Source organism: Salinivibrio sp. IB868 (assembly GCF_001995655.1).
Taxonomy (GTDB): domain Bacteria; phylum Pseudomonadota; class Gammaproteobacteria; order Enterobacterales; family Vibrionaceae; genus Salinivibrio; species Salinivibrio siamensis.
Genome location: NZ_MUEW01000017.1, coordinates 1 through 14567 on the forward strand (window position 1 = coordinate 1; position 14567 = coordinate 14567).

Annotated in this window: 12 protein-coding genes; 5 read left to right on the top strand and 7 right to left on the bottom strand. The window is 51.0% G+C overall.

The features are described 5' to 3' along the window. Nucleotides 1-430: 430 nt before the first annotated feature. On the bottom strand, nucleotides 431-1072 hold the full coding sequence (gene yihA, locus BZG20_RS14785; protein ID WP_046074455.1) for a ribosome biogenesis GTP-binding protein YihA/YsxC: 642 nt from the start codon (nucleotides 1070-1072) through the stop codon (nucleotides 431-433). Between the two features lie 149 nt (nucleotides 1073-1221). Between yihA and BZG20_RS14790 the strand changes: the two genes are divergently transcribed. From BZG20_RS14790 to hemN, 5 genes are all read left to right on the top strand, one after another. After that, nucleotides 1222-1839, top strand: a complete 618-nt coding sequence (locus BZG20_RS14790; RefSeq protein ID WP_046074454.1) for a c-type cytochrome — start codon at nucleotides 1222-1224, stop codon at nucleotides 1837-1839. A gap of 669 nt (nucleotides 1840-2508) precedes the next feature. After that, nucleotides 2509-3150, top strand: a complete 642-nt coding sequence (locus tag BZG20_RS14795; protein WP_046074453.1) for a class I SAM-dependent methyltransferase — start codon at nucleotides 2509-2511, stop codon at nucleotides 3148-3150. Continuing rightward, the gene (gene yihI, locus BZG20_RS14800; protein ID WP_077579489.1) at nucleotides 3147-3632 is read left to right on the top strand and encodes a Der GTPase-activating protein YihI; all 486 of its coding nucleotides are present in this window, start codon (nucleotides 3147-3149) and stop codon (nucleotides 3630-3632) included. Before BZG20_RS14795 ends, yihI begins: the two co-directional genes overlap by 4 nt. A gap of 13 nt (nucleotides 3633-3645) precedes the next feature. Beyond that, a complete protein-coding gene (locus BZG20_RS14805) occupies nucleotides 3646-4140 on the top strand; it encodes a DUF2489 domain-containing protein (protein ID WP_046074451.1) in 495 nt (164 codons plus the stop codon). A gap of 200 nt (nucleotides 4141-4340) precedes the next feature. Further along, nucleotides 4341-5714 carry an oxygen-independent coproporphyrinogen III oxidase gene (gene hemN / locus BZG20_RS14810; RefSeq protein WP_046074450.1) on the top strand — a complete coding sequence of 458 codons (1374 nt, stop codon included), beginning with the start codon at nucleotides 4341-4343 and terminating at the stop codon, nucleotides 5712-5714. Between the two features lie 68 nt (nucleotides 5715-5782). Here the strand turns inward: hemN and add are convergent, their stop codons facing one another. The 6 genes from add to glnA form a co-directional block, all read right to left on the bottom strand. Next, nucleotides 5783-6784, bottom strand: coding sequence for an adenosine deaminase (gene add / locus BZG20_RS14815; protein ID WP_077579490.1), 1002 nt, complete (start codon nucleotides 6782-6784; stop codon nucleotides 5783-5785). 85 nt (nucleotides 6785-6869) lie between these two features. Then, nucleotides 6870-9422: an EAL domain-containing protein gene (locus tag BZG20_RS14820; protein ID WP_077579491.1), complete on the bottom strand. Its 2553-nt coding sequence runs from the start codon at nucleotides 9420-9422 to the stop codon at nucleotides 6870-6872. Nucleotides 9423-9533: 111 nt separating this feature from the next. After that, the gene (gene glnG / locus BZG20_RS14825; protein ID WP_077579492.1) at nucleotides 9534-10943 is read right to left on the bottom strand and encodes a nitrogen regulation protein NR(I); all 1410 of its coding nucleotides are present in this window, start codon (nucleotides 10941-10943) and stop codon (nucleotides 9534-9536) included. Continuing rightward, nucleotides 10936-12000, bottom strand: a complete 1065-nt coding sequence (glnL, locus tag BZG20_RS14830) for a nitrogen regulation protein NR(II) (RefSeq protein WP_046074446.1) — start codon at nucleotides 11998-12000, stop codon at nucleotides 10936-10938. The genes glnG and glnL overlap by 8 nt, the downstream gene beginning before the upstream one ends. 109 nt (nucleotides 12001-12109) lie before the next feature. Then, on the bottom strand, nucleotides 12110-12649 hold the full coding sequence (locus BZG20_RS14835; protein WP_077579493.1) for a DUF4124 domain-containing protein: 540 nt from the start codon (nucleotides 12647-12649) through the stop codon (nucleotides 12110-12112). 112 nt (nucleotides 12650-12761) lie between these two features. After that, a complete protein-coding gene (glnA, locus tag BZG20_RS14840) occupies nucleotides 12762-14171 on the bottom strand; it encodes a glutamate--ammonia ligase (protein ID WP_046074445.1) in 1410 nt (469 codons plus the stop codon). Nucleotides 14172-14567: the final 396 nt, after the last annotated feature.

Below are 14567 nucleotides of genomic sequence, written 5' to 3' on the forward strand. Positions count from 1 at the left end.
AAATTACGTAAGATACTTTTCAATACTGAGTGATTGATATACAGTTAACAACGTAGGGTACAGAGGTAAGATGTTCTATCTTTCAGACCTTTTGTTTCACGTTATTGGATTTGGCTGATTCAGCAGCCCCAGTCAGGATACTGACTGGGGCTTTTTTTATTGGCTAATCGTCAACGCGATGAGTCGACCCTGCCACTGCCTTTTTTGTGTTTTGCTGATTCGCATCATCCCATTCTTTTCAAAAAAATTAGAGTAATTACTTTAATTATGACTGGAGGCTTGGTTATAATGCGCACAGCTTCTTGTTCTTTATGTGTCTATGGGGGCTGATTGAGCTCGCTTACGCACAAAGATTCGCCGACTCTCGTATTGAGGGTCGGCTTTTTTTTATCTGCGTAAGCGACAGGTGGGCCCTACCCGTCCAAGAGGGTTAATCGGTTGGCTGTGGGTCGTCTGCGATCACCGGGGGTGTTTGTTGATACCAAGCGTCTAGTTTACGGCGCAATTTATCGACGCCCATCCCTTTGAGCGATGAGTACAACTCGACCTCAACATCCCCGCAAAAGGCCAGTGACGCTTCGCGGATTTTCATCAGTTGCTGCTTACGTGCCCCTGATTTCAATTTGTCGGCTTTGGTCAGTAGCACTAACACCGGTAAGTGAGATTCAACCGCCCAGTAAATAAGTTGCTGATCCAAGTCTTTCATCGGATGACGAATATCCATCAAGACCACTAATCCGCCAAGTTGATCACGTTTTTGTAAATATTCCCCCAGCGAACGCTGCCACTTCTCTTTCATTTCCAACGGGACTTGGGCATAACCATAACCAGGTAGGTCGACAATGTGACACCCTTCGTCCACTTTAAAGAGGTTAATTAATTGTGTGCGCCCGGGTGTCTTACTGGTCTTTGCTAGGCTCTTTTGGTCACAAAGACGGTTAAGGGAGCTAGACTTACCGGCGTTGGAACGGCCAGCAAACGCAATCTCTATCCCCGTATTATCAGGAAGATGGCGAATGTCGGGTGCGCTGGTAACAAACTGGGTGTTACGGTAATTAAGTGATTGCTCCACTGTTAACTCCGTCTCGTCTTGGTGTAGTAGACTGATTACTTTTGTGTGAATTTGTGTAAAATAACCGTGCTCGGTTTTTGATCGGTAATTGTACCATGACGGTAACTAAGTAGTGGTACTGGAAGCTTGATAATTATAAACGGAATGTCATGAAGAAATTAGCGCTAATATTGACTCTCCTCGCCAGCACTTCAGTCTGGGCCCAAGGAGATGCTGAAGCGGGCAAAGCAAAATCCAATACCTGTGTCGCCTGTCACGGTGCTGACGGTAACAGTGTTTTGCCTGATTACCCAAACTTGGCGGGTCAGCACGCCAACTATCTAGAGAAACAACTGAAAGAATTTAAGCTCGGCGCGCAAAGCGGCGGTGAGCAGGGGCGTTATAACGCTGTGATGGCTGGTATGGTGGCACCGCTCTCTGAGCAGGACATGGCAGACTTAGCGGCTTACTATGCAACCTTAACACCCAAGCCTGGCACCACACCCGAAACGGCTATCGAAGTAGGCCGTCAGCTCTACATGGCGGGCGATCCGGAGCGCGGTATTGCAGCCTGTACAGCCTGCCATGGTCCTCGCGGGAATGGCACCCCTTCTTCTGGTTTCCCGAAAATTTCTGGCCAGCCTGCGAAGTATCTAGCCAGTCAGTTGAAAATGTTCCGTGCCGGAGAGCGTCATAATGATATGAACAAAATGATGCGCTCGGTTGCGGCGAAACTGACGGACAAGGAAATTGATGCACTGTCTAACTACTTAGGCGGGCTCCACTAATAACCGAGCTGTCCAACGAAAACGGTGGCGTAATGTACGCCACCGTTTTTTTTATCTCTTCCATTTATGCGACAGTCTATGACGCTTGGCACGCATTTTGTCAGCACATCACTGATAGCGACAACGGCGACCTTCTGCGTAAGAGATTGGCTATTCTCTTGCAAGAAAAACACGTCATTTTTTGAAAGACATATTTTATGTTCATTTAAAATCAGTCAGTTACCTCTGTGTCTTGTTTCCTGATTCAATGTTTTATGGCTGGCATTCTAGGCAGTCGCGCTCATTGCGATATGCTACCACTATCAACAGGACGTTGGTCTTAAGGACAAGTGATTGAGCCAAGCAAGGCACATGAGCACCAGGACGGTCTGACCACAGGATGTGGATGTTGCCAAGGTAGGCGCACAAGGACGACGTGACACAGGATGTGTGGTGGGTGTCGAACGACAAGGACGCAGGAAGCGACTGACACGCAGGTATGCGACCCACGATAACAGGACGTTGATACTAAGGCGCCAAGCGCCATGAGTCAGGGATGAACAAGGTACCAGGACGGACACTATCCGCTTATTATCGCAAGCGCGATACGCGACAGGCTTTATGCCTGTCGCTTTTTTATTGACCCACTTTCTGCTACATTCGCGCCAGCTTTTGGCATAGATGAATGATATGCAGCATTGCCCTTTATGTGAGCACACAACAACCCATCTTTATCATACCGACAAACGCAGAGCGTACCTTCAGTGCGCGGCGTGCGCGTTGGTGTTTGTTGAGCGCCAGGCATTGCTCGCGCCTGAAAATGAGAAAGCTATCTATGACTTACACCAAAATCACCCTGAGGATGACGGTTATCAGCGTTTTTTATCGCGCGTGATCAACCCTTTACTCGACCGCTTATCGGTGCCAGCAAAGGGATTAGATTTTGGTTGTGGTCCTGGGCCTGTCTTGGCCAGTATGCTGCGAAACGCAGGGCATGATGTCGCCTGCTATGATCCCTTCTATGCGCCACAAACCGACGTACTGGATGCACATTATGACTTTATTACCTGTACGGAGGCCATCGAGCATTTCTATTGGCCAAAGGTGCAATGGCAGCAGTGGTTGTCGATGCTCAAGCCGGGGGGTTACTTGGGCATCATGACCAAGCTGGTTAAAGATCCAGACGCTTTTTCACGCTGGCACTATAAGAATGATCTGACGCATGTCAGCTTTTTTAGCCGATATACATTCCAGTTTTTAGCTCACCAAGCGGGGTTGGAACTGACGTTTATCGGCAACGACGTAATTTTAATGAGGAAACCAGAGTCATGACGCGTAAAAAGAAAACGCGCCGCGTAGGATCGGAAGGCCCGGCGCAATACGTAGATAAGAATCAGAACGAGCAAGACCGCATTGCGCGAATGCTGAAAAAGCAAAAAAAGCGTAAAGGCAAAAAAGCCGGCTCGCGTCATTCAGAAGAAGACAACAAGCAAGTGCATCGCAGCGGTGGAAAAAAGGACCCGCGCATTGGCAGTAAAAAGCCGATCCCATTGGGTACGGATGCAGAAAAACCTAAGCAACCCAAGCTCACACCAGAGCAAGAGCTCGCCAAGCTTGAGCAAGATCCACAATTGAACGTGTTGTTGGATAGAATTGAAAATGGCGAGAAATTAGGGGCGGGTTTACAAGCTTATGTGGATGAGAAGTTGGATCGGATTGAGGTGCTGATGGATAAACTGGGCCTGCTTGCCGACGATAACGAGTTGGATGATGACGACGACCTGCTGGCTAAATTTGAGCAACAGGACGATTAACAAGGAGTAACCGGTGCAGGAGTGGATCTGGATATTGGCAGGACTTGGGGCGCTCATTATTTTAGCGCTATCGGTTTACGCAGGCGTATTGCTGGCGAAGTTAAAGCGACAAACCAAGTGGCAAGCCGAGATGAAAGAGGCAGCGATCAACCAACGCAATGACAAAATCATTGAGAGTGTTGATGTGATTGCGTTTGCCGCACTACAGAATCAATGCGATTTATCGGAGGCTGCGATCCGTCTTTACATGATCATGGATCATCTACAAGGCGATAAACGGGTTGCGTTTGATAGCCGCTACCCGGCCTTGTTTGAACTGTATGAGGCGGTAAAAGATACCCCTCGCGGTGAGGCAAGGAAGGGATTGAAAAAGAATGAGCGCATGCGACTCGACTTAGACCGAGCCAAACATGAAGCGCGTTTGGAAGAGGCGATAAAAGTTGAGCTTGCGGAAATCCTCGCCTTCACCGGCGCGCGTCACATCCCTGATCATATCCTCACGCACTAAGTGTGACTGCCTGGAATGCAGCCTATCGTGGCTGCTTTCCTCTGTCATTTTGCCTCAATACCCTTATAATTATTGGGCGAAAATCGATCTCACCGACACTTTCGCAACACCAGTGCGGGTAGTGCTAAACACCTTACTCAAGGCTGTGGCACACTAGACGCTGTTACTCCTTTCCTAAGCGCTTTTGCGGAATGTAAGCCATGTCATCACCACAAATCATTTGGGATCAAGCCCTTATCAATAAGTACAACTATTCAGGGCCCCGTTATACGTCGTATCCGACGGCACTCGAATTTCATGAGGCGTTTGCGCCTGCGGAATTTGATATGGCGTGTAGTCAGTACCCTGAGCGCCCGTTGTCGTTGTATGTGCATATCCCGTTTTGCCACAAACTTTGTTATTACTGTGGCTGCAATAAAGTGGTGACACGGCACCAACACAAGGCGGATGAGTATCTAGATGCGCTTGAGCACGAAATCCGTCAGCGTGCTTTCTTGCTGGGTTCACGTCGAGTGACTCAGCTGCATTGGGGCGGTGGCACGCCCACCTTTCTCACCAAGGCGCAAATCTCCCGCTTAATGGGATTGTTGCGTCAAGAGTTTGGTTTTGAGCGCGATGCGGAAATCAGCATTGAAGTCGACCCGCGCGAAATTCCACTCGATATGCTCGATCACCTGCGGAGCGAAGGTTTCAATCGCATCAGTATCGGGGTGCAAGACTTTGATAAAAAAGTGCAGCAGCTGGTCAATCGCGAGCAAGATGAAGACTTTATTCACGCCTTGGTTGAACGTGCCCGTGAACTGGGCTTCCGCTCCACCAACCTCGATTTGATTTATGGCTTGCCCAGCCAATCTCCAGAGGGGTTTGCCAAAACCTTAGCGCAAGTTTTGACGATGCGTCCGGGTCGACTCTCAGTGTTTAATTACGCGCACTTGCCTAATTTGTTCGCGGCGCAGCGCAAAATCAAAGAAGAGGATTTACCGTCTCCGGACGCCAAGCTCACCATGTTGCAAGACACCATTAATACGTTAACAGGGGCAGGCTATCAGTTTATCGGGATGGATCACTTTGCTCTGCCTGATGATGAGCTGGCGGTGGCGCAGAGAGAAGGGCGTTTACATCGCAACTTCCAAGGCTATACCACGCAAGGTGACTGTGATCTGCTCGGACTCGGCGTATCGGCGATTTCGATGATTGGTGATTGTTACGCGCAGAACCAAAAAGAGATGAAAGCGTATTATCAGCAAGTGGATGCTGAACGCCATGCACTGTTTAAAGGCGTGATGCTTGAGCCGGATGATCGCATTCGTCGTGATGTCATAAAAGCGCTGATGTGTAACTTCACCTTAGAAAAAGCGGACATTGCGACACGTTACCAGATAGATTTTGATCAGTATTTTGCTGAAGATCTGGCGTTACTGCAGTGCTTTATTGATGACGAGTTGGTGCAAGTGACCGATCAAACGATTACGGTGACCAAAACAGGCCGTATGCTGATCCGCAATATCTGTATGAGCTTTGATGTTTATTTGCGAGATAGAGCGCGTCAGCAACAGTTTTCGCGGGTGATTTAGCCTAAAAAAACCGCCAAATGGCGGTTTTTTTACGGCGCGAGGCTCGTGTGGAGAGGCTCTACGGCGACCTATCGTGTTGCCGCGTGGGCTGTCAGTGCGGCTTTCTCGCTATCAGACAAGAAAGCAATCGAAAGACCATTTTCTTGCAATGTGGTGATTTGCGCAGGGGTTAAGCCTGCGGCAGGGGCAGCCACTTCATACTCATAGGGCAGCTCAATGCCTTCTACCGCTGGGTCGTCGGTATTCAAGGACGCCAAAATGCCATGGTCGAGGAATTGACGCACAGGATGTTGTGCGAGATCGGCAATGGTGCTGGTTTGGATGTTTGACGTCAGGCAAGTTTCGATACCTATCTGGTGTTTGGCCAAATAATCCATCAGCGCTGGGTCCTCTATTGCCTTGACCCCGTGACCGATTCGGGTGGCGCCGAGCTCATTGATTGCCTGCCACATACTGGCGGCGCCAGCGGCTTCGCCAGCGTGCACGGTGACTTGCAGGTCGCTGGCCCGTACTTTGGCAAAGTGCTCGGTGAATTGATCACCTGGTTGGCCCAGCTCATCACCGGCCAGATCGATGGCGACTAAGTGTGATTTTTGCGTCAGTAGCGCATCGAGCTCGGCCATACATGCTTGCGTGCCGAAAGTACGGCTCATGATACCAATCAAGTTGGTTTTCACGCCAAAGTCGCGGCTACCCGCCTGCACACCATCTACCACGGCTTCTACCACCCCTTCGAGGGGGAGCTGATGCTTCAGCGCCATGTAGTAGGGCGAAAAGCGCAACTCGGCATAATCAATTTGAGCGTTTAAGGCATCTTCTACGTTTTCGTAGGCGACGCGACGAACGGCATCTAAATCACCTAATACTGCCACGCCCCAATCGAGCTTAGACAGAAACGCGACCAAATCGGGTTCGGTCTCAACCACTTGCACATGTGGGCGCAATGACTCGATATCAGTAGCGGGTAGCGGCATCGCAAATTTTTGCCCTAATGCCAAAATGGTTTCGATACGAATATTGCCGTCTAGGTGGCGGTGTAAATCCGTCACGGGTAAGTCTTTTCTTATCATCATCGGTTCCCAGCAGGTGAGTTGGGGCTCAGTATAGCGAGTGACCTGCTCATCGTCAGTAGTCAGTGTGTCGATGGCGTGACAGCTATCGCGTGGGGAGCTTGTCCGTTACCCGTTCTGTTGGTTGCTCGGTGAGGGGCAGCGGTTTGGCAAACAAGAAACCTTGTGCAAAATGGCAACCGATGTCGCGCAGCCGCTCGGCTTCTTCCTGGGTCTCTATCCCTTCGGCCACCAGGTGCACATCCATGCCACGTGTCATGGCAACCACGGCTTCAATGATGCGTTGGTTGGTGCTGTTTTCAGTCATCGAGTGAACGAAGCTGCGATCAATCTTAAGGCTATCAAACGCCATTTGGTGAAGGTATGCCAGCGATGAATAGCCGGTGCCAAAGTCATCGATAGCAATTTTAATTCCCAGCGCACGGATTTTGGTTAACCCTGAAGTTGCCAAGTGTTCGTGGCTCATCAGCTGTGACTCAGTGATCTCCAAGGTTAAATTATCCGCTGGCAGTTGAGTACGATCCAGCACGCTTTGCAGTTTGTCGATAAAGTCGGCCGACAGTAGCTGACGAGCGGATAAGTTCACGTGTAGCTGATAATTGGCTGGCCATAAGCCTTTTTGAATCTGCGCCACGGTGTCATAGGCGGCTTGCTCAAGTACCTGCATGCCGATTTGATTAATCAAGCCACTTTGTTCGGCGACGGGAATGAATTCAGCCGGGGAGACCATGCCGCGTGTAGGGTGGCGCCAGCGCACCAAGGCTTCTGCGCCGCAGAACCGGCCATCAAGCAAGCGGACAAAGGGTTGGTAATAGACCTCAAACTGGTGATGCTGAACGGCGTGATGAAGCTCGAGGAGAAGCCGTGATTGCTCTTGAATCCGTGCCTGCATATTGGCTTCAAAGTACACGTACATCGCTGTTTCACTGCGTTTGGCTTCACTCAATGCGAGACCAGCGTGATCAAGGCCTTCATAGATGGCATTGCCAAAGGTGTAGCCAAAGACTACGCCCGCACATGCGTCGACCAGGACATCATCGTTGCCAATGGTGACGGGGCGCTTAAATAAACTCAATAACTGATCGACCAATGCCTCTGATTGCGTTCGGTTAGTGGTATTGGGCGCGAGAACGGCGAACTCATCGCCACGTACGCGTGCCAGTAGCATCCCAGAGCCATCGGAGAGGGCGCTGAGTCGATCGGCAATCGCGCATAAAAGCGTGTCCCCGCCTTCTTGTCCCAGGCTGTCATTAATATTACGAAAGCCATTGATCCCCAAAATCACCAAGGTATTGGGAGCGTGATAGCGTAAGCCCGTGGCCTGTTCAATCAAGCCTTCCCGCGTATAAAGTTGCGTGAGGTTATCTTGGCGGACTTGTTGGCGCAGCGCATCGAAAGAGTGCTGCAATTTGACCGACATATTGTTAAACGCTTCTTTGAGTATCGCGATTTCCCGCAGGCTTGCGGGTGTATTAATGCGGTAAGTCAAATTGCCGGATGCCAGTTTGGCTGCCGCTTCAGCGGTGTCTCTCAATGGGCGAGTCAGTTGGCGTATAATGAAATACACCACCGCAAGCCCGACCAGTGCCATGGCTACCACCAGATAAATACTGATTTCTTGCTGGCTAAGAAGGTTTTTTAACAGTAGCTGATCGGGCAGTGCGACCACCACATACCACTGATGCTGAAAGGGAGCGGGCATCGCCACTTTTTTAATGGTGCCATAAAAATGGCCCTTATCGGCAATATCGAAATTAAAGGGCTTGCCTAAACGGCTGGGGTCGGGCGGCCACGCATTTGCGACCTGGCTAATCGTATTGTCGAGGACTGGATTATGGGTAATATCAGGAAAATGTAAGATATTGCTGGGGCTCTCTTGGCCACTGTGGGCGACCATTCGGCCCTCATCGTCGACAATAAATAATGCCCCGCCGAGCTTTTGTTGACGTTCGCTGAGGAAGCGGTTAAACGCATTGAGCTTGATGTCGCTGGCGACCACGCCCCACACATTATCATCGACCATCACCGGGGCGATGGCCGATAAGGAGACTTCACCAACTTCATCGGCATCACGGTAAATGTCGGTCCAGCGCGGTTGCTCGCGATTAAAAGCAGGAATGTACCATGGTCGGATGCGTGGATCGTAATCGCTGTCTTGGTAAACGACGTTAGCGTTTGGCGTGCGGCCATCAAAAATACGCAGCGTGCCTTGGGTTGCGTCACTCTGCTCCATCAAAATATATTGACCCGCTTGGCTTTTGCGGTAGCCAAAATACGTCCCTTCGGCATCCACCCCAATACTGAGTACCTGCATGTAAGGCATGGCTTGGTAGAGGGAGGTGTAGCTATTGAGAAGATAATCACGCAGCCCTGAGTCAGTCATTGGCGCATCGCCAAGCCGGGCGGCTAGGCTGTCGGCGACAAAGATGTTGGCATTAAAGGGGTGAGCAAGATACTGGCGCAAGTCTCGCTCAATACCGACGGAGTAGTCTTCGAGTAACAATTTGCCGACAAATTGCGAGCTGGCGCGATAGTGGTTGTTGATGGTAATAATGATCACGACCAACGTCAGTGTTAGGACGAGAAACACGGGAAGCATAACGGCAGCGCGTATTGACAATGGGCGTACGTTTCTCATCAGGACAACAACTTCACTCTTATCAGAAAAATAACACGATTGTTGGATTTTACCTCAATCTCTTTACTTAAATTTAGCAGAGGTTCAAAGAGTGTCAGTTTCAATAATGAGTTACGACTCAATATTTAGCTCTTTGAGTTTGCGTGTTAGGGTATTACGTCCCCATCCTAAAATTTTAGCCGCCTCTTGTTTGTGGCCATGAGTGTGCTTGAGCGCCGACTGCAACAAGATGCGTTCGACGCTGGGTAGCGCTTGTTGCAAAATGCCGTGTTGCCCTTGTGTTATCGCATCTTGAGCCCATTGGGTGAGGGCTTGCTGCCAATCATGTGCTTCACTGTCGGCCACCGTGCTGGGCTGGTTGAGCAGTTCCCTTGGGAGATCGGAGGGAAGCACTTCCTTACTGCTGGCCATCACGGTCAGCCATCGGCAGGTGTTTTCTAGCTGGCGGACGTTACCCGGCCAAGGTAACTGGCTCATCATGGTTTCTGTGTCTGGGTGGAGTTGCTTGGCTTCGACATCCAGCTCTTTGGCGGCGCGGGCAAGAAAATGCTGACATAGCTGGGGAATATCTTGGCGCCTATCTTTGAGTGAGGGTAGATGAACGCGGATCACGTTCAAGCGGTGAAACAGGTCGTCTCGGAAACTGCCTTCTGTCACCAAGCGTTCGAGATCTTGGTGGGTAGCCGCGATAATGCGCACATCCACATCGACCGCCGCGTGACCGCCGACCCGATAGAATTGACCATCCGCTAGCACACGCAGTAAACGCGTTTGCACATCCAATGGCATATCGCCAATTTCATCGAGAAATAACGTCCCCCCATTGGCTTGCTCAAAGCGTCCTTGCCTGACCGCGTTGGCCCCAGTAAATGCGCCTTTTTCATGACCGAACAGCTCGGACTCAATCAAGTCTTTGGGGATGGCGGCCATATTCAGGGCGATAAAGGCTTGATTGGCCCGCGGACTATGACGATGTAGCGCTTGGGCGACTAGCTCCTTACCCGTGCCCGACTCACCATTGATTAACACCGAAATCGAGGAGCGTGACAGCCGGCCAATGGCACGAAACACCTCTTGCATCGCGGGGGCCTCGCCGATGATCTCTGGTGTCTGCGTTTGCGGCTGTTGTGACGTTTGTTGCTTTTGCTGCTCTTTATAGTGGGCCAGTGCGCGCTCAACCAGAGCCAGCGCTTCATCAATATCAAACGGCTTGGGCAGGTATTCAAACGCGCCTTTTTGGTAGGCGTTAACCGCGGCATCTAAATCCGAGTGCGCGGTCATGATGATCACGGGTAAGTCAGGGTGTTGCTCTTGTACCGCTTTTAGCAGCGCCAGCCCATCGCTACCTGGCATGCGAATATCGGAGACCAACACATCAGGGCGACGTTCATGCAGGGCACTGAGTACATTTTCAGCATTGCTAAACGTATCGCAGGTGAGGCCGGCGGCACTGAGGGTGCGTTCCATCACCCAACGAATGGAGCTGTCATCATCAACAATCCAAATGGTCCCTTTACTCATGTGGCGTGTCCTTTTCAATGATTGGCAATTGGATGGTGAAGCAGGTATGGCCTGGCCAGCTATTCACGTCAATTTTGCCTTGATGCTGATCGATTAAATGATGGGTGATAGCGAGTCCAAGCCCATTGCCGTCAGCCTTGCTCGTCACCATGGGGTAGAACAAGGTGTCCTGCAGATGCGGCGCGATCCCGGGCCCATTGTCGATGATTTCAATTTGCGCGACCACTCGGTGACGCTCGCCATGGATCACGGTTTGAAAGCCTGTGCGCGTGCGGAGCGTCAAACAGGCGTCAGGCTGACCGCGTATGGCATCGGCAGCATTGGTGGCGACGTTGAGAATCGCTTGCTCAAGCTGCTCAGGATCCATCTCAAAATCGGGTAAGCTGGGGTCGTAATCGCGAATGATCTGGATGCCTTCGTGGTTATCGAGGCTGATCAATTGGCGGACTTTTTCCAACACAACGTGAATGTTTTGTCGTTGGCGCAACCCAGGACGCTGTGGCCCCAGTAAACGGTCGACCAAGTTTCGCAATCGGTCGGCTTGCTCGATAATAATTTGCGTATATTCAGCCAAGCTCGCATCAGGCAGCATCTTTTCTAGCAACTGTGCCGCCCCGCGTAAGCCGCCGAGCGGGTTTTTTATTTCATGTGCCAAGCCGCGTACCAACTCTTTTGCCGCTTGTTGTTGCGCTTTTTGGGTAAGCTCCTTACTGATCCTTTGTTGTTGGCTGACCACATTCACTTCCAGTAACAGCCGTCCCTCATCTGCTTGATCAAACAACGGACTGGCGCTGAGTTGCACCTTTTGTGGCTGGCCGTCCACCACCCAGGTCACATCACTGTCCGTCAAGCTTTGCCCGGCACGTGTGGTGTTGGCAATTTGTCCCCAGTCGACGCTGGCGTGCTGAATCTGCGCGGTGAGCGGTTGTGTCAGCAGGCGCCTGGCACTTTGGTGCATCAGCTGCTCGGCGGCCGCGTTGACGTACTGAATACGCCATTGGCTATCCACCACAATGATCGCGGTGAGAAGATGATCGAACAGTTGAGCGGGGGTCATCCGTGTTGCGTCCTTGTTTGCACTGTTTTGGTGCATTGAGTGTAATCGAGATCCTTGCTTGATGCAGCTTGCACTGCCGGGTTTGTGAATTCATCGGCGTTGTCGCGGATTAATCATGCGTTCGATGTGGCTGATTCACATGGGCGCGATGCAAATACACCTGATGCTCAGAGGATGATGCAATTACCTTGCCGCTTTCTAAATAGCGGACTTGAAAACGATGGGTGCCCCTGTCTATCGGGCTGAGGTGCCATTCTAGTGTGAGCTGTGAGGCGCTGCGCGTCTGCTTAGGGTGAGCCTGAACGGGGTTACCGTCCATCACCAGCTGGACCTGGTCGCTTGGGGAAGCCGCCGGAGCAAGGGTGGCTTTTACTGAAACCTTACCGGGATTACTACGTAACGTCGCGCCATCACTGGGGTGAACCAGTGTGATCGCCACGTTTGATTGACTGGCGGGCTGGGTGGTTGTCTGCGGCGGTTGCGTTAACGATGGCGACACCGACGAGGGAGCATAATACCGCACTTGGTGGGGCGCATTGGGAGGCTGATCGCTGATATGCCACTGTCCGTTTTGATCCCGCCATTGGTAAATCGTGCCAGCCTGGCAGGTGACAGTGAGGCTGAACACGATGATGGCTATCCAGCGCATCGCTTACCCTTCTTTTTCTGCAGATATGGACCATGATAAGCCACATCGTGCGGGTAAAAAGCACAAAAAAGCCCACCTGCGAGGTGGGCAACAATTTGCGTTGTTTGCGCGCTTATACCGAGTAGTACAGCTCGAATTCTACGGGATGCGTGGTCATTTGGATGCGCTCAACATCTTCGCCTTTCAGCGTGATGTAAGAATCAATGAAGTCATCCGAGAATACGCCACCTGTGGTCAAGAATTCACGATCCGCGTCAAGCGCTTGCAGGGCCTCTTTCAGTGACTCGGCAACGGTTGGGATTTCCGCTGCTTCTTCCGCTGGCAAGTCGTACAAGTCTTTGTCCATGGCATCGCCAGGATGGATCTTGTTCTTAATCCCGTCTAGGCCAGCCATTAGCATGGCAGCGAAGCAGAGATACGGGTTGGCTGTTGGATCGGCAAAGCGAAGCTCAATACGGCGTGCTTTCGGGCTCGGTACCACAGGGATACGGATTGACGCTGAGCGGTTACGTGCTGAGTAAGCCAACATGACCGGCGCTTCAAAGCCTGGGACCAGACGCTTATACGAGTTGGTTGAGGCGTTGGCGAATGCGTTGATCGCACGCGCGTGCTTGATGACACCGCCAATGTAGTACAGTGCGGTTTCAGACAAACCACCGTATTTGTCACCGGCAAACAGGTTTTGACCATCTTTGGCAAGCGACTGGTGGACGTGCATCCCTGAACCATTGTCACCAACCAGTGGCTTAGGCATAAAGGTTGCCGTTTTACCAAAGGCGTGCGCGACATTGTGAACCACGTATTTGTAGATTTGAATTTCGTCGGCTTTGGTGGTCAAGGTGTTAAAACGGGTGGCAATTTCATTCTGACCCGCGGTCGCTACCTCGTGGTGATGTGCTTCAACCACTAGACCCATTTCCTCCATCACTAATGACATGGCAGAACGGATGTCTTGTGATGAATCAACCGGTGCAACTGGGAAATAACCGCCTTTCACACCAGGGCGGTGACCTTTGTTACCCCCTTCGAGAGCGGTGCCTGAGTTCCAGCTTGCTTCGACGTCGTCAATTTTGTAAAACGAGCCAGCCATATCGGTGGCAAACTTGACGTCGTCGAATAAGAAGAACTCTGGCTCAGGACCGATGAGAACGGTATCGGCGATGCCGGTTGCACGCATGTAATCTTCTGCGCGTTTAGCAATTGAGCGTGGGTCACGGTCGTAGCCTTGCATGGTTGAAGGCTCAAGAATGTCACAACGGATATTCAGGGTGCTTTCCTCGGTAAAAGGGTCAAGCACGGCAGAGCTTGGGTCAGGCATCATCACCATGTCTGACTCATTAATGCCTTTCCAGCCCGCAACCGATGAGCCATCAAACATTTTGCCTTCTTCAAAGAAGTCATCATCAATCTGATGTGAGGGAATAGAAACATGCTGCTCTTTACCCTTGGTATCGGTAAAGCGCAGGTCGATGAATTTCACCTCGTTTTCTTGGATCAGTGCGAGCACGTTTTCTACTGACATGTGAAATAACCTCCGGTGTCAAATTGAGTAAATAGCGAGTTGGCTCCTTGCTTCATGACAAAGCGAAAACCGTGCCAACAATTTTAAGCCGCGCCAAACCGCGTTTAACGCGATAAAACCGTGTGCAGCCTGGGTCAAAAGCGTGCAGTGTGCACCATTATAGTGCAAACATGATCGCATATGGTGCAAAGGGCAAAGACGGTGCGCCGCTTTGCACGAGATGCGTGCAGGTCCCCTCTCTTTGTAGCAGACAATGCATGACAAGAGTGTGGACGGTCTTTAAAAATTCATTTTTTCTCTCATCACGATGAATCCTTGTATTTGCACAATAAATAACCAACTGTGACAGGATGAACCCTGAGTGACGGTGAGCCAATTCACATAATAAGGTGGGTT

What these genes read in the sequence shown, in the direction of transcription:
- BZG20_RS14790 (WP_046074454.1), top strand. Translation starts at nt 1,222, where the DNA reads ATGAAGAAATTAGCGCTAATATTGACTCTCCTCGCCAGCACTTCAGTC.
- BZG20_RS14795 (WP_046074453.1), top strand. Translation starts at nt 2,509, where the DNA reads ATGCAGCATTGCCCTTTATGTGAGCACACAACAACCCATCTTTATCAT.
- yihI (WP_077579489.1), top strand. Translation starts at nt 3,147, where the DNA reads ATGACGCGTAAAAAGAAAACGCGCCGCGTAGGATCGGAAGGCCCGGCG.
- hemN (WP_046074450.1), top strand. Translation starts at nt 4,341, where the DNA reads ATGTCATCACCACAAATCATTTGGGATCAAGCCCTTATCAATAAGTAC.
- add (WP_077579490.1), bottom strand. Translation starts at nt 6,784, where the DNA reads ATGATAAGAAAAGACTTACCCGTGACGGATTTACACCGCCACCTAGAC.
- BZG20_RS14820 (WP_077579491.1), bottom strand. Translation starts at nt 9,422, where the DNA reads ATGAGAAACGTACGCCCATTGTCAATACGCGCTGCCGTTATGCTTCCC.
- glnG (WP_077579492.1), bottom strand. Translation starts at nt 10,943, where the DNA reads ATGAGTAAAGGGACCATTTGGATTGTTGATGATGACAGCTCCATTCGT.
- glnL (WP_046074446.1), bottom strand. Translation starts at nt 12,000, where the DNA reads ATGACCCCCGCTCAACTGTTCGATCATCTTCTCACCGCGATCATTGTG.
- BZG20_RS14835 (WP_077579493.1), bottom strand. Translation starts at nt 12,649, where the DNA reads ATGCGCTGGATAGCCATCATCGTGTTCAGCCTCACTGTCACCTGCCAG.
- glnA (WP_046074445.1), bottom strand. Translation starts at nt 14,171, where the DNA reads ATGTCAGTAGAAAACGTGCTCGCACTGATCCAAGAAAACGAGGTGAAA.